Source organism: Paeniglutamicibacter antarcticus, from assembly GCF_039544305.1.
In the GTDB taxonomy this organism is placed as follows: Bacteria; Actinomycetota; Actinomycetes; order Actinomycetales; family Micrococcaceae; genus Paeniglutamicibacter; species Paeniglutamicibacter antarcticus_C.
This window is the reverse complement of sequence record NZ_BAABLK010000035.1, coordinates 45,401-65,132: the sequence shown is the minus strand read 5'-3', so window position 1 is coordinate 65,132 and position 19,732 is coordinate 45,401. Positions and strand designations below refer to the sequence as shown.

17 protein-coding genes and 1 pseudogene are annotated in these 19,732 nt (G+C 65.0%); 8 read left to right on the top strand and 10 right to left on the bottom strand.

The features are described from left to right. Nucleotides 1-145: 145 nt before the first annotated feature. Both ABEA12_RS13405 and ABEA12_RS13400 read right to left on the bottom strand, forming a co-directional pair. Entirely contained in the window at nucleotides 146-1,636 is a 1,491-nt protein-coding gene (locus ABEA12_RS13405) for an SDR family oxidoreductase (RefSeq protein WP_210100316.1), read from the bottom strand. Beyond that, nucleotides 1,633-2,454 (bottom strand): tryptophan-rich sensory protein, encoded by an 822-nt coding sequence (locus ABEA12_RS13400; RefSeq protein ID WP_210100315.1) that lies wholly within the window; start codon nucleotides 2,452-2,454, stop codon nucleotides 1,633-1,635. The genes ABEA12_RS13405 and ABEA12_RS13400 overlap by 4 nt, the downstream gene beginning before the upstream one ends. 125 nt (nucleotides 2,455-2,579) lie before the next feature. On the opposite strand from ABEA12_RS13400, the gene ABEA12_RS13395 reads away from it, so the two are divergent. Genes ABEA12_RS13395 through ABEA12_RS13360 form a run of 8 tightly spaced genes read left to right on the top strand, consistent with a single transcriptional unit; the run spans nucleotide 2,580 to nucleotide 9,621 of the window. Continuing rightward, nucleotides 2,580-3,077 carry a MarR family winged helix-turn-helix transcriptional regulator gene (locus ABEA12_RS13395; protein ID WP_210100314.1) on the top strand — a complete coding sequence of 166 codons (498 nt, stop codon included), beginning with the start codon at nucleotides 2,580-2,582 and terminating at the stop codon, nucleotides 3,075-3,077. Next, complete coding sequence (locus ABEA12_RS13390) at nucleotides 3,074-4,165, top strand: polyprenyl synthetase family protein (protein ID WP_210100313.1); 1,092 nt, start codon at nucleotides 3,074-3,076, stop codon at nucleotides 4,163-4,165. The genes ABEA12_RS13395 and ABEA12_RS13390 overlap by 4 nt, the downstream gene beginning before the upstream one ends. 4 nt (nucleotides 4,166-4,169) lie before the next feature. After that, nucleotides 4,170-5,048, top strand: a complete 879-nt coding sequence (locus ABEA12_RS13385; protein ID WP_210100312.1) for a phytoene/squalene synthase family protein — start codon at nucleotides 4,170-4,172, stop codon at nucleotides 5,046-5,048. Beyond that, nucleotides 5,045-6,670: a phytoene desaturase family protein gene (gene crtI / locus ABEA12_RS13380; RefSeq protein WP_210100311.1), complete on the top strand. Its 1,626-nt coding sequence runs from the start codon at nucleotides 5,045-5,047 to the stop codon at nucleotides 6,668-6,670. Before ABEA12_RS13385 ends, crtI begins: the two co-directional genes overlap by 4 nt. Then, entirely contained in the window at nucleotides 6,667-7,005 is a 339-nt protein-coding gene (locus ABEA12_RS13375) for a lycopene cyclase domain-containing protein (RefSeq protein WP_210100310.1), read from the top strand. The genes crtI and ABEA12_RS13375 overlap by 4 nt, the downstream gene beginning before the upstream one ends. Next, the gene (locus ABEA12_RS13370; RefSeq protein WP_210100309.1) at nucleotides 7,002-7,328 is read left to right on the top strand and encodes a lycopene cyclase domain-containing protein; all 327 of its coding nucleotides are present in this window, start codon (nucleotides 7,002-7,004) and stop codon (nucleotides 7,326-7,328) included. The genes ABEA12_RS13375 and ABEA12_RS13370 overlap by 4 nt, the downstream gene beginning before the upstream one ends. Continuing rightward, the gene (locus ABEA12_RS13365; RefSeq protein ID WP_345468599.1) at nucleotides 7,328-8,182 is read left to right on the top strand and encodes a prenyltransferase; all 855 of its coding nucleotides are present in this window, start codon (nucleotides 7,328-7,330) and stop codon (nucleotides 8,180-8,182) included. The genes ABEA12_RS13370 and ABEA12_RS13365 overlap by 1 nt, the downstream gene beginning before the upstream one ends. Nucleotides 8,183-8,217: 35 nt before the next feature. Further along, nucleotides 8,218-9,621, top strand: a complete 1,404-nt coding sequence (locus tag ABEA12_RS13360) for a cryptochrome/photolyase family protein (RefSeq protein ID WP_345468597.1) — start codon at nucleotides 8,218-8,220, stop codon at nucleotides 9,619-9,621. Nucleotides 9,622-9,667: 46 nt separating this feature from the next. Here the strand turns inward: ABEA12_RS13360 and ABEA12_RS13355 are convergent. The 8 genes and pseudogenes from ABEA12_RS13355 to ABEA12_RS13320 form a co-directional block, all read right to left on the bottom strand. Further along, nucleotides 9,668-11,143 (bottom strand): annotated as a pseudogene (locus ABEA12_RS13355) (APC family permease). A 365-nt stretch (nucleotides 11,144-11,508) separates the two neighbouring features. Beyond that, nucleotides 11,509-12,822, bottom strand: a complete 1,314-nt coding sequence (hemL, locus tag ABEA12_RS13350) for a glutamate-1-semialdehyde 2,1-aminomutase (protein ID WP_210100307.1) — start codon at nucleotides 12,820-12,822, stop codon at nucleotides 11,509-11,511. After that, complete coding sequence (gene hemB / locus ABEA12_RS13345; RefSeq protein ID WP_210100306.1) at nucleotides 12,822-13,805, bottom strand: porphobilinogen synthase; 984 nt, start codon at nucleotides 13,803-13,805, stop codon at nucleotides 12,822-12,824. The genes hemL and hemB overlap by 1 nt, the downstream gene beginning before the upstream one ends. Nucleotides 13,806-13,873: 68 nt before the next feature. Further along, the gene (locus tag ABEA12_RS13340; RefSeq protein WP_210100305.1) at nucleotides 13,874-14,776 is read right to left on the bottom strand and encodes a uroporphyrinogen-III synthase; all 903 of its coding nucleotides are present in this window, start codon (nucleotides 14,774-14,776) and stop codon (nucleotides 13,874-13,876) included. Between the two features lie 6 nt (nucleotides 14,777-14,782). After that, nucleotides 14,783-15,757, bottom strand: a complete 975-nt coding sequence (gene hemC, locus ABEA12_RS13335; protein ID WP_210100304.1) for a hydroxymethylbilane synthase — start codon at nucleotides 15,755-15,757, stop codon at nucleotides 14,783-14,785. Then, complete coding sequence (locus ABEA12_RS13330) at nucleotides 15,754-16,959, bottom strand: ferrochelatase (RefSeq protein WP_210100303.1); 1,206 nt, start codon at nucleotides 16,957-16,959, stop codon at nucleotides 15,754-15,756. Before ABEA12_RS13330 ends, hemC begins: the two co-directional genes overlap by 4 nt. Continuing rightward, nucleotides 16,956-17,669 (bottom strand): hydrogen peroxide-dependent heme synthase, encoded by a 714-nt coding sequence (gene hemQ, locus ABEA12_RS13325; protein WP_210100302.1) that lies wholly within the window; start codon nucleotides 17,667-17,669, stop codon nucleotides 16,956-16,958. Before hemQ ends, ABEA12_RS13330 begins: the two co-directional genes overlap by 4 nt. A 120-nt stretch (nucleotides 17,670-17,789) precedes the next feature. Continuing rightward, nucleotides 17,790-19,610 (bottom strand): protoporphyrinogen/coproporphyrinogen oxidase, encoded by a 1,821-nt coding sequence (locus ABEA12_RS13320; RefSeq protein WP_345468593.1) that lies wholly within the window; start codon nucleotides 19,608-19,610, stop codon nucleotides 17,790-17,792. Nucleotides 19,611-19,732: the final 122 nt, after the last annotated feature.

The window sequence follows — 19,732 nt, the reverse complement described above, 5'->3', positions numbered from 1 at the left end:
TTCTTCGCTTCCCCTAGCACCCTCGGTGTTTGAGCACCGAAGGTGCCAGAGGGAGCCAACCATTAACCGTGCACCACTGCGTACCTGAATCCTAAAGTCGCCGGAAACTGGCATGAATGTTCTCCGCCATCTTCTGGCGAGCGGTTTACGTCTCGCTTAGGCCCTCGGCCTTTTCTTCCTCAAGCTTCTCAGCAGTGCTGGTGATCTGTTTGGCCATCGAGGAGAAAATGATTCCGTGGAACGGCAGGATGGAGAACCAGTAAAGCCGTCCAGCCAATCCACGCGGGAAGAATACCGCACGCTGGCGATAATGGCTTCCTCCACCGTCCCTCGGTTCAACGGACAACTCCAGCCAGGCCTTGCCCGGTACACGCATTTCAGCGCGCAACCGCAACAGCTCATCAGGAACCAGGGCCTCAACGCGCCACCAGTCCAATGGATCACCAAGCGCCAAGGTCGTGGCACTGCGCCGACCACGACGCAACCCGACCCCGCCGACCATCTTGTCCATCAGTCCGCGTAACGCCCACATCCCTGACAACGAGTAGTAACCCGTAGTCCCGCCAATTCCCTGGATCACAGTAAAGACCGAGGCAGGTGAAGCGGTGCTGTCGCGGCCCCTGTCGTCGGTGTATACCCGTTGTCCGGCCCATTCCGGGTCAGAGGGCAGGGACTCTGCCGGCAAGGCCAGCGCCTGGGCCGTGGCCCAAGTCGTCACCACCTCATCTTGCTCCATCTTGGCCAGCGCCAGTTCCACGGACTGGCGGTAGTCAAGTAGCCCCTTGTCCGGAGGCGGAATAATGCCATCTATGTCGGAATTGTGCATCACGCAATCATGCTGCAAGGACCCAACCAGAGGGATCGCCAGCGAACGGGGAATCGGTGTCACCAGGTTCACCCACTGGGCCGACAGCCACGGGGTAAGCACAGGCAGCGCCAAAATAGTCGGTCGTCGCAGCTTCGCGGCGTCGGCATAAATCCGCATGATATCAGCGTAGGAGTAGGCGTCGGGACCGCCAATGTCGTAGGCCCCCGAGACCTCCGGCGGGAGATCCGCGGCATGGCTGAGATAGTGCAGGGCGTCCCGCACGGAGATCGGCTGAACCCTGTTAAGCACCCACTTGGGGGCAGGCATCACCGGCAGGACGTCAGTGAGGTGGCGAACCATCTCAAAGCTCGCCGACCCCGATCCAATGATCAGTCCAGCCTGCAACGTGATGGTCGGGATCCCACTGGCTTCCAGGATCTCACCCACCTTAACCCTTGAGGTCAAGTGTCGGCTCAGCTCCCCTTCGGGGTGCAGACCCGAGAGGTAAACAAAGCGCTTGATTCCCTCGACCTTAGCCGCCTCGACGATGGTGTTGGCGCACCGCTCCTCAACGGGGACAAAATCTGTCCTCCCGCCCATGGAATGAACGAGGTAGTAGAGGACGTCCACGCCTTCGCATAGCTCACGCGCGGCCCGATGGTCCGTCAGGTCACCTTCTATGACCTCGACTTCGGATCTCCAAGGAACATCGCGCAGGGCGCTGGCCCGCCGGGTCATCACCCGGATCTTGTGCCCCTGGGCCAACAAGATCGGGACCAATCTGCCACCGATGTATCCGGTGGCGCCGGTGACTGCTATGACGCTCATGGATGAACCGCCGTTCTGTTAGTGGTTGGTGCCGCGGATCGCAGCCGCCAGGTGGCCGCTGCGGTAAAGATAAGCAGGGTTGCAGCGGAGACAAACGCTCCGGTCGCGACGGCGCTCGAGGTCATGCCCCCGTCGCTGCGCCCCACCCCGATCCAAGCGATGCCCCAGATCATGGCCAGGGCAGCAGAAACGTGGCCCCTGGAATACACCACGGTAGCGGCTCCAATCAGTGCGGCAACTACACACAGGCCAATGGCAGCGGCGTCGATCCACTCTGCATCACGGCCCAGGCCCAGCGATGCCAGCCATGCGGCGATGTTGGCCACCGCGGCGACGCTGACCCATCCCAGATACGGGCCAAATGTTAGCCACATGATCCAGCGTTCCGCCGGTGAATCCATTTGACGCTTGGCCATGAGCATGAACATGAAAATTAGGACCAGCAACAGGACCAGCATGACCACCACGCTGAAGCCGAGCCAGTTCAGTTGCACCACACCGAGCCACAAGGCATTGAGGATCGCCGAAGCCGCGGCCAGCGGGCGCAGGCTGCGCTGGGTCGATGATTGCCTCGCCGTGCCGGTGAGCTGCCAGATCGCGTAAACCGCCAACCCCGCATAAACCAGGCTCCAAATCGAAAAAGCACCGGTTCCCGGTGCCAGGAGTGTGCCGTCGGCACCCAGCCGACCTTGGGCCGCGTCCTGGACCGGAGTTCCTCCGGCTGCTCCACTGCCATAAAATGCGCCAACAATGGCCGCTATCACCGCAGCCGTCGTGAGGATCGGTACGGTACGGCCGACTTTGACATCGGTGTTCATCAGGGGTTCCTCCTGGGTACCTGGAGTGGTCTGTGGTGAAAATTTCTTCTCCACTCGACAAACACTATCCTGTTAAACAATGATGTAGCTAGACAAGCTAGTAATCAATCTATGGAGCTAAAGCGATGGGCCTTACCCCGGAGGATGTTTCAGCAGTTCATCCCGCCTCGAAGCTGCTTTCGGAGGTCCTGGTCGTCAACGATGCCTTGGAGCGTGCGTTGTGCCGCTACCTCAACACAAATGAAACCGACCTGCAGGCCCTGCAGCATTTGATCCGCGCCCATGACCTGACCCCCAGTGGATTAGCCGCCCGGTTGCAGATTTCCACGGCAGCGACAACAGCAGTCATTGACCGCATGAGCGAGCGCGGGCATGTGGAGCGCAAACCCCATCCCAGCGACCGGCGAAGCCAACTGATTTCCGCGAGTCCGGCAGCCGTGCAACAGGTCCTGGAGGCACTTCGTCCCCTTTTCAACGACGCCGAGCGCATCATTGGCGGATTCGGACGTCATGAGCAAGCCGCAGTGGTACGTTATCTTGAAGCCACGCTTGAGGCAATGAACTCCCGGATTGACGATTTCCTGCAATCCCCAGACACCACTAACCGGAGCCCACGACCATGAGCCAGCCAACCCGGAGCGCGACACAGAGCCACGGAGTTCCTGCCGAAGCCCTGCCGCCAGAAACCACGGTGGCTGTGCGCCACGAACTCCAAGAAATCATTCGCCGGCAGCAGGCCACAGCAACCGAATATTCCCCGGCGACCGGAATCATGTGGGAACGCATCGGCTCCGCTTTAAGTGGTGGAAAACTGACCCGTCCGCAGCTGGTGATGCTGGGCTTTGAGGCCTTCGGCGGCACAAACACCCGCAACGCAGTTACGCTCGGATGCGCGTTCGAGCTGCTGCATGGATCCCTGCTGATGCATGACGACATGATTGACAGGGACTTCGTAAGGCGCGGGAAACCCACGCTGTCTGCGCTTTACAGGGATGAGGCCTTGGCCTTGGGCAAGAGCCTGCGCGATGCCGAGCACGCCGGCCATTCCGCGGCCGTGATCGCCGGGGACCTGTTGCTGGCCACTGCGATCAGGCTGAGCGTCACCGCTGCCTCCTCGTGTGCCTCCGCCGAGGCCATCATCGATTCCTTCCAGCGTTGCATCCACCATGCCGGAGCCGGTGAGCTCGAGGACCTGCTTTATTCGCTGAACGATTCCCCGGCGAAGATCCAGGATGTCCTGCGCATGGAAGAGCTCAAGACCGCCGGATACTCCTTCCAAGTGCCATTGGAAACAGGTGCGCTGCTCGCTGGCGCCAGCGTTGAACAGGCCGCCGCGATCGGGGACATAGGCAGCCAACTCGGTGTGGCCTACCAACTCATCGACGACGTGTTGGGAACCTTCGGGGATCCCGGCGTCACCGGCAAGTCCATTGAATCGGATTTGCGCGAGGGCAAGAGCACCATCCTCACGGCATTGGCCTCCACGACCCCGGCCTTCTCCGAAAACCTTCAGCTCTTCCGTGAACAGCGCATCGGTATCGATACGGTGCGCCAAAGCCTTGAACACACCGGGGCCGAATCCTTGGCCAGGCAGCTGGCCGACGAATTGTGCAACTCCGCGACCCAGGCAGCATTGGGCATGCGCCTGCCGCAGCGGGCAACCGAATCCATCGAAGGCTTCGCCTCGCTGATCCTGCGCCGAGGAGCCTAGCGCCATGGAACCCACTGCACTTCAGCGCTATACCGCTGCCGCCGAACGCAGTTCGCGGGTGGTCATCACCCGGTATTCAACCTCGTTTTCCCTCGCGTGCCGGATGCTGGATCGTGCCACCCGCCTACACATCTCCAACATCTACGCGCTGGTGCGGTTGGCGGACGAAGTCGTCGACGGGGTCCCCAGCGAGGCCGGGCTTGGACCCGAGGCCGTTGCCGAAGCCCTGCAACGCCTTGAGGAAGAGACCGAGGCTGCCCTGGACACCGGATACAGCACCAACCTCATCGTCCATGCCTTCGCCTGCACCGCACGCAGCCAAGGAATCGACACCTCACTGACACGGCCCTTCTTTGCCTCGATGCGCAGCGACCTCTCCGTGGAAACCCACGACGCCGCCACGCTTGAGAACTACATCTACGGTTCCGCCGAAGTGGTGGGGTTGATGTGCCTAGAGGTCTTCCGCAGGATGCTACATGCACCCTCCGGCCATGGCTGCGACCTCGATGCTGCCGCCCGCCACTTGGGCTCGGCTTTCCAGAAGGTCAACTTCCTGCGCGACCTTGCCCAGGACACCAGCGAACTGGGCCGCAGCTACTTCCCCGGCCTGGACCCGAAAGCCTTCAGCGACAAGCACAAGGACCAGTTGGTCGCCGAGATCCGCGCGGACCTGGATGCGGCCGCCGTCGGCATCCGCCACCTCGCCCCGCGTGCCGCCCATGCCGTAGGCACGGCGCACGGGCTCTTCGAAGCCCTGGTCAACGAGCTGGACAACACTCCCGCCAGCGAGCTTTTGCGCAGGCGGATATCCGTACCCAATAGGCGCAAGGCCATGATCGCCTTGCGCTCCAGCTGGGGATACCGACGAAAGGCCGCGGCATGAGCCCGAACAAGAACCCTGTCCAGTCCCCCGCAGACATAGTGGTCATAGGCGGTGGATTTTCCGGGTTGGCCACCGCCGGGCTGCTGGCCCGTTCCGGGCACCGTGTGACCCTGCTCGAAAAGCAGGAGGAACTCGGGGGCAGGGCGGGACGTCTGCACCGCGACGGATTCAGCTTCGACACCGGACCATCCTGGTACTTGATGCCCGAAGTCATCGAGCACTGGTTTGGGCTCATGGGAACATCCACCGATCAAAAGCTCGAGTTGGCCGATCTGGCCGTGGGCTACCGGACCTGGTTCCAGGGCCACCCCGAGCCGTTGGACATGCCTACCGGGGACGGTGCGGTCGCTGCCTTCGAATCCTTGCAACCCGGAGCCGGCGATGCCTTGGAGACGTATCTCGCCAAGGCGAAAACCAGCTACGAGCTTGCCCTGGAACACTTCCTCTACGACGATTTTTCCTCACCTAAATCGTTCATGAATCCCAGTACGCTGGGTTTGCTGCCGCAACTGGCCCCGTTGCTCACCGGTTCCCTGGATTCCTTCGTGGCCAAGCGTTTCACCGACCCTCGACTGCGCCAGGTCCTGGGCTATCCCGCGGTCTTCCTGGGCTCCAGCCCTAAGCGCACCCCGGCGCTCTATCACCTGATGAGCCACCTGGACCTGACCCAAGGCGTCAAATACCCGATGGGCGGGTTCATGGCCTTGGTCGATGCCATGGTCGCGCTATGTACCGAATCCGGTGTGGAGATCATCACCGGGGCCACGGTGGAGGCCATCGAGACCCTGGGCACGGGCAAGGAAGCGCGCGTCAGCGGGGTTCAATGGATTGATGCACAGCAGGAGCCCCGGCGTCGGCAGGCAGGAATCGTCATTGGCGCTGCGGACCTGCACCACGTGGAAACCAAGTTGCTTCCCCCTGTCCTGCGGGCTTCCTCCGAATCGGCGTGGAAACGCCGGGATCCGGGTCCCAGCGCCGTTTTGCTTTGCCTGGGCATCCGCGGCAAGCTGCCAGAACTCAGCCACCACAACCTGTTCTTCACCCACGACTGGGACGATAACTTCGGTCGAATCCACCGCGGAGAGGAACTGGCCACCGAAACCAGCATCTATGTGTGCATGCCCAGCGCCACCGATGGCTCCGTCGCCCCGGCTGACCATGAGAACCTCTTTGTGCTCGTCCCCTCCCCTGCCCTGCCCCAGTGGGGCAAGGGAGGCGAGGACGGCACCGGCAGCGAGGCGGTCGAGGCGGTCGCCGATGCTGCCTTGGCACAAATCGCGCGCTGGAGCGGGGTCCAAGACCTGGCCGACCGCGTCGTGGTGCGCCAGAGCTACGGCCCCGGCGATTTCGTGGAGAACGTCAATGCCTGGCAGGGCGGTGCACTGGGACTGGCCCACACCCTGGGCCAAAGCGCTTTCTTCCGGCCCGCCAACAAGAACCCGAAGGTCTCGGGGCTCTACTATGCAGGAAGTTCCGTGCGACCGGGCATCGGCATTCCCATGTGCCTGATCAGTGCCGAGATCATCGCCAAGGCGGTCAACGGCATCAAGGACCCCGGCCCGTTTGATCTGGACGCCGTGTCCAGGGGTTCCAACGGCAACGAACCGGCTGGACGTCCATGATCTATTTGTCCATACTGCTCGCCCTCATTGCATGCATGGTTTTGCTCGATGCCAAATTCCGGTTGGTCGTTTTCGCGTCCCCGCTGGCGGCTGCGATTTCACTGCTGGGAGGAACCGGCATGTTCCTGCTCTGGGACGTCATCGCCATCGACCAAGGGATATTCCTGCACCGGGATTCAAAACTGATGACGGGCATCATGCTTGGGGACCAGCTGCCCCTTGAGGAAGCCTTCTTCCTGTTCTTCCTTTGCTACCAGACGATGGTGCTGGTCACCGGGTACCTGGCCTGGCGAACGCACCGGGCCAAAGCCGCCGGAAAGGTCGATGCCCGATGAGTTTCGCAACCCTCTCCGGATGCTTCCTGCTTGGTTCGTTTATCCTTTTCATGCTGGCTGTGCGCCTGCGCAGGATCCGGCTGCGCGCCGTCCTGCCGGCCCTCGGTGTTGCCGTGGCCATTTTGTTCGTGCTCACGGCCGTGTTCGACAACCTGATGATCTACTCGGGACTCTTTGACTACGAAAGCGACACGCTGCTCGGGGTGCACCTGGGCTTGGCGCCGATCGAGGACTTCACATATCCGCTCGCCGCCGTGCTCTTCGTCCCCGCCCTTTGGTGGCTGGCCGCAGGACGCTCCCCGGTCCTGGAGGAACAAGATTGATGCGTGAGCTCTTCATGACCAGCCGGCCCATCTCATGGGTCAACACCGCATTTCCCTTCGCCGCCGCATACCTGCTGACCACCGGTGGCATCGATTGGCTGTGGGTGGTGGGAACGATCTTCTTTCTCATCCCCTACAACCTGGCCATGTATGGGATCAACGACGTCTTCGACTACGAGTCCGATCTCTTGAATCCCCGCAAGGGCGGGGCCGAAGGCGCTCTGGTTGAACGCAGCCGGCACCGTGGGATCCTCATGGCCTGCATCGTAGCCACCATCCCGTTCCTCGTGGTGCTGGGGATCGCCGGTTCGTGGGAATCCAACCTCGTGTTGCTCGTCTCGATGCTGGCGGTGTTGGCTTACAGCGCCCCAAAACTGCGGTTCAAGGAACGGCCCTTCGTGGACTCCTTGACCTCCAGCACCCACTTTGTTTCCCCTGCCGTCTATGGGCTGGTCCTGGCCGGGGCGCAATTCAACGCACCGCTGCTGGCCTTGCTTTTGGCCTTCTTTCTCTGGGGGATGGCTTCGCACGCCTTCGGCGCCGTCCAGGACATCGTTCCCGACCGGGCCGCCTCCCTGGGTTCCATCGGTACCGTGCTGGGAGCCAAGTGGACGGTGCGCGGAGCGGCGCTTGCCTACCTGGCTGGCGGGCTCCTGTTGCTGGCCACCGAGTGGCCCGGACCACTGGCCGGATTGCTGGCCCTGCCCTATTTGGCCAACGTACTGCCCTACGCCAACCTCAACGACGTCGGGTCGGAGCGCGCCCATGCCGGGTGGGTCAGGTTTCTCTGGCTCAACTACGCCACCGGCTTCTTCATCACCATGATCCTGATCTGGTACGCGTTCGTCCGTTAGGACACCGCGGCACTTCAACATCGAAAGGCACGACAGTGAGCCAACAGCCCACCACCTTGATGTGGTTCCGCGACGACCTGCGCCTGGCCGACAATCCCGCCTTGGACGCCGCCATGGCCGGCGGCCCGGTCACCGCGGTCTTCATCCTCGACGAGGAATCGAAGGGAATCCGCCCGCTGGGAGGCGCCGCCCGCTGGTGGTTGCACCACGGACTTGAATCCCTCTGCAAGGACCTGGATTCAATCGGTGTGCCGTTGCAGCTGCACCGCGGGCCGGCGGCCGCGATCCTCCCAGGGATCATGGAGGCGCAGGGCGCATCGGAGGTGCACTGGAACCGGCGCTACGGCGGGCCCGAACGCATGGTGGACACCCACATCAAGGAACTGGTGGAATCGGCTGGATCCACGGCCCACAGCCATTCCGGATCACTGCTTCACGAACCGTGGGTCCCGCAGACCCAGGACGGCAGGGCCTTCAAGGTCTTCACTCCCTTCTACAATGCCGTGCAACGACTTCAGCTGCGCCCGGCACTGGGAGAGCCCGGCGCACAACGCTCTTTCCCTTCCCCTGCTCAACAGCCGTTCGGGGACAGCCTGGCCGAGTGGAAACTGTTGCCAACCAAGCCAGACTGGTCCCACGGGCTGGCCGCGGCGTGGACCCCCGGTGAGCGCGGAGCGCACGAGCGCCTGCAGTTGGTGTTGGAAGAGGTCGCCGGGGACTACGGCGAGGGACGCAACCGCCCCGATGTTGACGGCACCTCAAGGCTTTCCCCCGCCTTGCGGTGGGGCCACTTGAGCCCGGTGCAGGTCTGGGAGTCACTCAGTGCCACCATCGCGGCGTATCCGGAGCGGGCCGAGGGAGCCCGTGCGATGATGCGCCAGCTGGTGTGGCGGGACTTCTGCTGGAACCTGCTTTACCACCACCCTGATCTGCCGACCCAAAACCTGCGCCCCGAATTTGACGCCTTCGACTGGGCGTGGCCCGCAGAGGGCGCCGGCCAGGATGCCTCGGAAGCGCTCCTGGTGCAGCACCTGGCGGCCTGGCGCGGTGGCGAGACGGGCTACGGGATGGTAGATGCAGGGATGAAGCAGCTGTGGGAGACCGGTTGGATGCACAACCGGGTGCGCATGGTCACCGCAAGCTTCCTGATCAAGAACCTCGGAATCCATTGGCGGATCGGCGAGGAATGGTTCTGGGACACGTTGGTGGATGCCGACGCCGCATCCAACCCCGCCAATTGGCAGTGGGTTGCCGGGTGCGGAGCCGATGCCTCCCCGTTCTTCAGGGTCTTCAACCCCGAGCTGCAGGCCAAGAAGTTCGACCCGCGCGGATCCTACATATCGCGCTTCGCTCCGCTGCCGTCCCCGGATCCCGTGGTGGATTTGAAGATCTCGCGTGCCGCGGCGCTGGAGACCTATGCACAGATGAAGGAACGCTGACCGCTGCGAAGCTCTCGCACCACGGGCCGGCACCGGTGCCGCTGGGCTACTTGGTCTTCAGGAGTTCGGCCTCGGCCGGCTCCTGGAAGCCCTCCATCCGTGGAGCAAGATTCTGGTTCAAGCGCGAGTGGCTGCGTCCGTACCCGAAGTAGATCTCCACACCGAAGAGAAACCAGACCCCGAAGAAGAGCCAGGTCTCCACGGCAAGGTTGAGCATCAGGATAGGTGCACAGAAGTGCCGAGATGAGCGGCCCGAACGGCACACGGAACAGCGGCTGGAGGTCGGGACGCTTGCGGCGCAGCACGATGATTCCACAGCTCACTACCCCGAAGGCGGAGAGGGTCCCGATGTTGATCATTTCCTCGAGCACGTCCAGGCGGGTGAAGCCGGCGGCCACCGCCACCAGGGATCCACACGGGATCTGGATCCGCACCGGGGTACCGCGGCTCGGACCGGTCACCGAGAGCTTGGGCGGCAGCAATCCGTCCCGGCTCATCGCCAGCACGACCCGTGAGAGTCCCCTCAACAGCACCATCACAACGGTACTCAGCCCGATGAGGGATCCCACCGTGATGACCGAGGCCGCCCCCTCGTTGCCCACCAGAGAAAACGCGGTGGCCAGGTTCGGGTTTTCGACGCCGGCCAGGTCCTCGTAGGAGGGCATTCCGCCCAGGGCCAGCGAGACCCCGACACAGAGCACGGTGGTCAACGCCAGGCCGGCAAATATGCCTCGTGGCAACGTTTCGTTCGGGTCCTTGACTTCCTCGGCACTGGTGGCCACGACATCAATAACCAACGAAGGCAAAGAGCGATTGCTTGAGCACATCGGTGGTGTCCTGCCCCGAAGCCGGGATGGTTTCGGGGATGCAGGGCGCATATTTTTCGGCCATCACATAGGAGAAACCGGCCACGATCACGAAGAGTACAACACCGATGTTGATGACGGTGACGATGTTTCCGACGGTTGCGGACAACTTCGCGCCTCTGACCAGCAGGATCGTGAACAGGGCCACGATCAGCAAGGGCCCCCAGCTCATGGTGACGATGCCTAAATCAATAGTGGGTGAAAGGTGTACTCCCACGAGCTGGAAGAATTCGGTGAGGTAGATACCCCCAATATTTTGCGATCACTGCCACCGCGGTGAACAGCTCGAAGATCAGGTTCCATCCAATGATCCACGCGCCCAGTTCGCCCATTCTTGCCTGGCTGAACACGTAAGGCGAGCCTGCAACGGGGATGGCCGTGGCAAATCCGGCGTGACACATGATCGCCATCGCACACGTCAACGCGGCCATCACGAATGGCAACGTGACAGTCGGGCCCGAGAAATTGGCGGCGGCCCGTGCCCCCACGGAGAAACTGCCGGCGCCAACGGCAACCGCCCCACCCATGATCATCGGATCCCAGGTGGTCAGCGACCGATCGAGAGCCCGAGCGGGCTCCGCGGCGTCCGCCAGGAAGCTCTGCACGGGTTGGCACAAAAATTTCCCGCTGGATTCCTCGGCGGCAACGAAATACAAAAACTCACCGACCCAGACTAGCCCCGTTGCCTTGTGGGCCCCACGGGCCACGTAGTGCCCCGTGGGATCGTTCCGGCGAAGAAATCATCACCGAAACACCCCCGGACCAACGCTTGACTAACTTCCATAAACAAATCCTGACGTGGCTTTATGCACTGAATCGCATAAGCGTCCAGGAACAATCACACGATCCCCAGGGCCCCGGCCGCACGAAGGAAGCGAACGTGTCAAAAGTGGCTTAGCCCTCACCAAGTCGTTCGCGGGCAAGCCGAAACAGGTCGCCGGCGAAGCCAAATGGCCTTCATCCGTGCCCCATCAAGCTGCTGAGGCGGCACGGATCGAGGGCCAAGAACTTCCTTGCGAAGCTATGCGGAAGGAACTGCGGAGGCTGCTGCGCGTGCTGCGCCCGGAAGCGCATCGAAGATCTTGTTCATCGCCGCGTCGTCGTGCGCCGAGGAAATGAACCAGGCCTCGAAGACGCTCGGCGGCAGGTAGACCCCGGAGTCCAGCATCTGGTGGAAGAACGGTGCGTAGCGGTACGCTTCCTGCCCCTGGGCCTGGGCGTAGTTGTGCACTCCGTGCTCGGAGGTGCCGAAGGCCACCGAGAACAGGTTGCCGGCAACCTGGATCGAGTAATCCACCCCGGCGGCGGTCAGCGCATCGGCCAGTGCGCCCTGCAATGCCAGCGACTTCTCGTCGATGTGCGCATAGACCTCGTCGGTGGCATGGGAAAGCTGCGCGATCCCGGCGGCCATCGCCACGGGGTTTCCCGAGAGGGTGCCGGCCTGGTAGACCGGGCCCAGCGGTGCGAGGTAGTCCATCACCTCGGCGCGGCCGCCCAGCGCGGCGGCGGGCAGTCCACCGCCGATGACCTTGCCGAAGGTATACAGATCCGGGACCCAGCCCTCGGTGCGGCCGGTCAATCCCCAGTAGCCGGCATCGGATGCACGGAAGCCGGTGAGCACCTCGTCAAGGATCAGCAGGGAGCCATGCGCGGTGGTGGTCTCGGAAAGGAACTTGTTGAAGCCGGCCTCCGGAGTGACCACGCCCATGTTGCAGGGAGCGGATTCGGTGATGACTGCGGCGATCTTGTCTCCGTGCCGGGCGAACGCGGCGGTGATGGCCTCGGGGTCGTTGTAGGGCAGCACCAGGGTCTCGGCGGCGGTGGCCGCGGTGACCCCTGCGGAGCCCGGCAGCGACAGCGTCGCCAGGCCGGAACCGGCGGCTGCGAGCAGCCCATCGAGGTGGCCGTGGTAGCAGCCGGCGAACTTCACGATCAAATCGCGTCCGGTGTAGCCGCGGGCCAGGCGCACCGCGGTCATGGTGGCCTCGGTACCGGTGGAGACCATGCGCATGCGCTCGACCCCGCCGAAGCGGTCCATCACCAGCTGGGCGAGCTTGCCCTCATCCGGGGTGGAGGCCCCGAAGGACAGTCCGCGGTCCACCGCCGCGTGCACGGCATCCTGGATCGCGGGGTGGGCGTGGCCCAGCAGCGCCGGGCCCCAGGAACACACCAGGTCGACGTAGTCGTTCCCGTCGGCGTCGTGCAGGTAGGGGCCCTTGGCGCCGACCATGAACGGGGGCACCCCGCCGACCGAGCCGAAGGCGCGCACCGGGGAGTTCACCCCGCCGGGCATGAGCTTTTGGGCGGTGGCAAAGAGTTCAGCTGAGCTGGTCATTATTTTCCTTCTTTCAGCCACTGGGCCAGTTCAGAGGCCCAGTAGGTCAACACGGTGTCTGCGCCGGCGCGGCGGATGCCCAGTACTGATTCGGTGATGGCACCGCGGCGATCGATCCAGCCGTTGGCGGCGGCGGCCTCGATCATCGCGTACTCCCCGGAGATCTGGTAGGCGGAGACGGGAACAGGGGACATGGCGGCCACGTCGGCCAGTACGTCGAGGTAGCTCATGGCCGGCTTGACCATGACCATGTCCGCGCCCTCGGCCAGATCGAGTTCGACCTCGAGCATGGCCTCGCGGCGGTTCGCTGCATCCATTTGGTAGGTGCGGCGGTCCCCGGTGAGCTGGGAATCCACTGCCTCGCGGAAGGGGCCGTAGAACGCGGAGGCGTACTTCGCTGCGTAGGCCAGGATCGAGACGTCCTGGTGCCCCGCCTCGTCCAGGGCCTGGCGGATCACCGCCACCTGGCCGTCCATCATGCCCGAGGGGCCGAGCATGTGCGCCCCGGCATCGGCCTGGGCAACGGCCATCGCACCGTAGATTTCCAGTGTGGCATCGTTGTCCACGCGACCGTGCGCATCAAGCACGCCGCAGTGGCCGTGGTCGGTGAATTCGTCCAGGCAGACATCGGACATGATCACCAGTTCATCGCCCACCTCCGCGCGCACGGCCTCGATGCCGCGGTTCAGGATCCCGGCCGGATCCACACCTGCGCTGCCGCGTGCGTCGCGGGTCTCGGGGACGCCGAATAACATGATGCCGCCCAGGCCAAGCTCGACGGCCTCGGACGCGGCGGCCTTGAGGCTGTCAAGGGTGTGCTGGAAGACCCCGGGCATGGAGGTGATCGGGTTCGGCTCGGTGATCCCCTCGCGCACGAAGGCGGGGAGGATGAGCTGTTGCGGGGCCATGGTCAGCTCGGCAGAGAGCCGGCGCATGGCGGGGGTGGTGCGCAGGCGCCGGGGCCTGCGGGCGGGGAATGACATTGATGGCTCCTTGTGAAGCTCGTAAGCGGTGGTTCGAAAAGGATCGGGGGACGGACGGAATCGCTGGGTCAGGTCGGTGCATGCGGTGCGGCACGCCGGGAATCCTCCCAGGCTGAGACCATTCCCTCTGGCGTCGGGAAGCGGGCAATTGCTGTCGGTGGATGTCCGGCCGTACGCAGGCGGGCCGCGGTGCTGTCACCGATCGCGACCAGTCCAAGGTCCGCCGCCGGTTCCGGGACCGCGGCCAGGAAGGCGTCAACGGTGCTTGGGGAGCTAAAGAAGACGGCGTGCAGCCCGGGCATCGCAGCGGGCAACTGCGCCGGGGCCAGCATGAGGGTATCGGCCCGGAGGAGGGGATCGGGCAATCCGGCGCCGGTACCTGCTGCCCGGCGCAGGGCCCGGTCCGGGTCCGCCGGGGCCCGGACGGTGTTGTATGCGACCTCGATGCGGACGTGCCAGCCGCGGGCGGCGAATCCTTCGCGCAACGTGGCCGAGGCGATGTCCGCCTGCGGCATGAAAACGGTTTGGGTCCCCGGCGTCCCGGTGCCCGAGGCGTCGCGCCCGTTGAGTTCGTCCCATTCGGCGAGCATGCCGCGGGCCGAGTGGTCGTGCACCGGCATGAAAGCGATTGGCGCCCCCAGCTCGGTGAGCGCCCGAGCGGTGGCCTCCCCGACCACCGCGACGCGGGTTGTTGCCGGTATCTCCAAGTCCAGGTCCAGTGCCACGGCACGCAACCCCAGGGCGCGAACGGTGTTCACGCTGGTGAGCACGAGCCAGTCGAACCCGCCGGCCAGCAACATGCGCAGCGAATCGTCAAGACCCTGTGTGCCCACCGGCAGCTCGAAGTCGATGAGACGGCACACCGAGGCGCTCGCGCCGCGGGAGGCCAACGCCGCCACGGTGTCCGCGGCCCGCGCGGGGTCGCGCAGCACTAGGGCCCTGCGGCCGGCGAGCACTGAATCCTTCTCCATGTTTCCCTAGAGTCCGGCCAGCTCTGCGGCGCCTTCGCGCAGCAGCTGTTCGGCCAGGGCGACGCCCAGTGCGTAGGCGCCGTCAACGGTGAGCCTCGAGGTGCGTGCGCTGCGGCGCATGGTGTCGGCGCCCGTCGGATGGCATGCCACCGAATCGAGCACCAGCTCGTGACCGCGCACCGTGCCCAGCGCGCCGATGGGTGCCGCGCAGCCTGCTTCCAGCCGTGCCAGCAGCGCGCGTTCGGCGGTGATCGCCAGGCGCGTGTCGGTGTCATCCATCGCGACCAGGGCCGCATCGACTCCCTCATGTCCGCTGCCGCCGGTGCGGACCTCCACGGCGAGCGAACCCTGCCCGGGCGCCGGGAGCATGATCTCCGGGTCCAGGTACTCGGTGATGTGCGAGCCCATGCCTAGGCGTTCCAGACCGGAGGCGGCCAGCACGATGGCGTCCAAGTCGCCCTGGGCGGTGCGCCCCACTCCCCCGTCGTCCTTTTGCAGGGGTGAGCCCTTGACCCTGCCCAGCCGGGTTCCGACGTTGCCGCGGATGTCCACGATCTTAAGGTCGGGGCGGAAGGCCAGCAGTTGGGCGGCACGCCGCGGCGAGCCGGTTCCCACCGAGGCGCCCTCGGGCAACTCGGCCAGGAACAACCCGTCGCGGGCGCACAGTGCATCACGGAAGTCCGCCCGAGCCGGGGTTGCGGCAATGACCAGGCCCGTCGGCTGTGTGGTGGGCAGGTCCTTGAGCGAGTGCACCGCCAGATCGCAGGTGCCCTCATACAGCGCCTGGCGCAGGGCCGCAGCAAACACACCGGTCCCGCCGAGTTGCGAGAGCGGGCCGGTGGTCACATCGCCCTCGGTCTTGATCAGCACGGTGTCGTAGGGCACCGCGCAGCGCTCCTGCAACTCGCTGGCCACGGTCCCGGTCTGCGTGGTGGCTAGTGCCGAGCCGCGGGTCCCAATGGTGAACAGGGACTGGCTCACGGCGCCGGCACCCCGACCGTTGAATCAACGGCGGCAATGGTGGGCTTTGTGGTTCCGTCGCGCATGACCTTGACGCAGCAGTTGGGCCGGCACACATCGAACCAGGGGCCCAGCTTGGCGGCCGAGACGCGGCCTTCTTTCACCGCTTCCCCCTCGGAGGTTGCCAGGCGCTCGGAGAGCAGGTCGACGAGCCCGGAAACGAACGTGGTGTGGGTCCCGGGGGTCGGCGCGCGGTGGAAGGCCAGGCCCAGCTCGGCGCAGGTTTCCTTGGCTTCGGTGTCCAGGTCCCAGAGGACCTCCATGTGGTCCGAGACGAAGCCGATGGGCATCACCACGACCCCGGCGACGCCGGATTCCTTGTACTTAGCGAGCGCATCGTTGATGTCCGGCTCCAGCCACGGGGTGCCCGGGGCACCGGAGCGCGACTGGAAGACCAGGCAGTGCTCGAGCCCTGCAGCGGAGGGAACCCCGGCCAGGATGGCTTGCGCAACAGCCAGGTGCTGGGCCGAGTAGATGTCGGTGTCCAACGTGGCTGCCAAGTCACGCGGGCCGGCCGCATCGGCATCGGTGGTAGGGATGGAGTGGGTGACGAAGACGATCTTGATCTCCCCGTCGGGGTTTGATGCATCCGCCAGCTGGGAGCGCACCTGGCGAAGCGAGTTCTCCAGTCCTTCCATGAACGGGTTCACAAACCCGGGGGTGTCGAAGTACTGGCGCACCTTGTCCACCTCGAGCTTGCCCTCAAGCCCGGTCTCGCGCAGCGCAACTCCCAGGTCCTCGCGGTACTGGCGGCAGCTGGAGTAGCACGAGTACGCGCTGGTGGAGAGCATCAAGACCGTGCGGTGGCCCGCGGCGTAGATCTCTTCGATGGTGTCGTTGACGTACGGTGCCCAGTTGCGGTTGCCCCAGTACACCGGGACCTCGAGGCCGCGGGAGGCGATCTCGGCTTCCAACGCCGCCTTCAGCGCACGGTTCTGGGCATTGATCGGTGACACGCCGCCATTGGTGCGGTAGTGCACGGCGACTTCTTCGAGTCGCTCGTCGGGGATGCCGCGGCCTGCGGTGACATTGCGCAAAAACGGGATCACGTCGTCCTGTCCTTCGGGCCCGCCGAAGGATGCCAGCAAGATCGCGTCGTAGGCCTTGGGGGCCATCCGGCCCTTTTCGTCGTATCCGGTACGGGGGTCAAATGCCTGGCTCATCGCAGGACCTCTGCAATCTCCGAAGCGGAGATCCGCCGTCCGGTGTAGAAGGGGGTTTCCTCGGTGACGTGGTTGCGCGCCTCGGTGTAGCGCAGGTGGCGCATCATGTCCACGAGGTCGATCATGTCCGGGGCCTCGAGGCAGATCTGCCATTCGTAGTCGCTGAAGGAGAAGGCGGCGACCGTGTTGGCCAGCACCATCGGGAAGTCGCGGCCCAGGATTCCGTGGTCGCGCAGCATTATGCCGCGTTCGGCCGGGTCCAGCAGGTACCAGTCGGTGGAACGCACAAACGGGTAGACGGTCATCCAGGCCGCGGGCGCCTCACCTCGGGAGAAGGCCGGGGAGTGGCTCTTGGAGAATTCGGCCTCGCGGTGCACGCCCATGGTGGAGTACACGATGGAGGTCTCAGCGAAGAGGAAGGAGCGGCGGATCTTGCGCACCGCCTCCTGCAGGGCCTCGGGGGTGGGACCGTGGACCCAGGTCATCACGTCGGCGTCCGCGCGCATGGCGGAGACGTCATAGGTGCCGCGCAACGTCACGCCTGCTGCCGCGAGTTCGGTGACGAGCGACTCGAACGCCTCGACGCCCTCGGTGCGGTCCAGGTCCGAATCACGCTTGAAGACGGTCCACAGGGTGTAATACATGGTCGCGTCCGCGCCTGCTGCTTCGCGGTCGCGGATCACGGGTGAGTTGGATTCCACTGCACTCATGGGTTTCTTCTCCTGCTTTCTTTGCGTTCACTTCGAGTGTGGGCGAAGTGGTTCTGAAGGTGAAACGAGTCTTTGTTGGCCGCCGACGCGGGTCTGCCTCGATCCGGCGGGACGGCGGTGTCAGCTGGCGGTGACCCGCAGCCGTTTGGTCGTGTCGGCGATGACCGAGGCCAGCCCGGTGCCCGCAAGCCATGCACCGACCACATCGAGGCCCGGGTGGGTGGCGAGGAGCCCGCGGATCTTCACCACGGACTTGGCATGCCCGGCGGTGGCGAAGGGCAGTGCACCGCCATAGCGCACCACGTCGAAGCCGAGAACGTCCCCGGCGTCAATCTCGATACCCAGCAGCACCGAGGCATCGGCCAGTGCGGCGTCGCGCAGCGTGGCGTCATCGGCATTCACCAGGGAAGCGGTAACGTCGTTGAGCCGGCCGTAGGACAGGCGCACCACGTGGGATCCGGGGCCGGACTCGTCCCCCAGCCACTGCCACTTGGCGGTGCCGTGGGTCAGTGCCTTGGCACCGACGCCCGTGACGGTGGGCGCCACCAACAGCCCGGTGCCGCGCGGGGCATCGTCGAGCTCGGGCTTGTCGATGACCAAGGTGACCAGGCTGATCCCGGCACCCTTCGCCGGCAGGTACTCCCCGAAGCCTGCATCGATTCCGGCCAGCAGATCCACGGCGGGCCGGCCGCCGGTGGCGATGACCACGCGATCCGCCTCGATGCGCAGCGCCCGTTGCGCCCCCGCGTCCTTCGCCACGCCCCGTTCACGAACCGGGCTTTCTTTCTTCGCCGGTGCGCGAAGTGGTGTTTCGGGCGCCAGGCCCACCAGGAATCCGCGGGCGTCGGCCCCGGCGGACAACGTGGCCACCTGGCTGTTTGGATGCAGCTGGACCCCGGCCGCCCGCAGGTCCCCCAGCAGGGCTGTCACGAGCCTGTTCATGCCCCCGCAGATCGAGCCCACTGCCGATCCGGCCGGGGCCGCGGCCCGCATCGAAGCCACTGCGCGCGCCAGCGAGCCATGCTTGAGCACCGAGGCACGCAGGCCCGGGGATATCGCGTCGACGTCAAGGGTGTCCGGGTCCGCTGAATAGACCCCGGAGACCACCGGGGTCACCAGGTTTTCCAGTACCGCCGATCCCATCCGGGAGCGCACCAGTGCGCCCAGGGACATCTGGCCCTCAAGGAGCTTTTTGGACACCGGGGTGATCAGGTCCGCGGCGGCCCGCAGGGCACCGGCCCGTCCAATGGCGCCGCGCACCTCATCGGCCCACGGATCCCCGGGGATGCCCAGGATGCCGGTGGCCGGAAGGGGCAGCGCGAGGTTTTCGCTGCCCCGTTTCAGGTATAGCCAAGCACCGCCGGGCGCTGGTGTGACGATGTCCTCGCCCAGGCCCAGTTCGGCGATCAAATCAGCGACGGCGGTGGAGCGGGTGGCGAAGGATTCGGCGCCGGCATCGAGCTTCAATCCGGCTACCTCATGCACACCGACGCAACCGCCAAAGGCAGCGGAGGCCTCGTGGACCTGGACACGGTGCCCGGTGGCAGCCAGTTCGCGGGCAGCGACCAGTCCGGAGATCCCGCCGCCGATGACAACCGCGAGCGGGCCTGAAGCAACCGGTGGAAGTGTTTGTGCCCCCTCGGCACCCCGGGCACGGGCCAGCAGGCGCATCGCGTGGGCGGCGGCGTTCGAGGCCACCGGGGCGCGCCGGGCCTTGGCCGGGGCCTCGGGCTTGTGCGTCACGGGCACCGCGCCGGTTGCGCCCGCCTGCTGCGGAGCGGCATTGGCCACCGCGTGGCTACCGGGGGCTTCGGCGGTCTCGGCACTGCCGGCGGCATCACGCTTTTGGTCCTCGGCGGCAAACGGGGCCGGGGACCGCTGGGCGGATCCGGTCTCGTGGTTCCCACCGCGGCGTGGCTGCTCTTCGGGGTTTGGCACCATCAACTCTTTTCACAAAAACGAATGTGTCACTGCGCTGTGCCCGGACACGGTTCGCATTCACCACCCGAGCGCGGGCTCTCGGCCCGTTTGTTCGGCTGTGCCCCGTGTCCGGGGCAGTACTG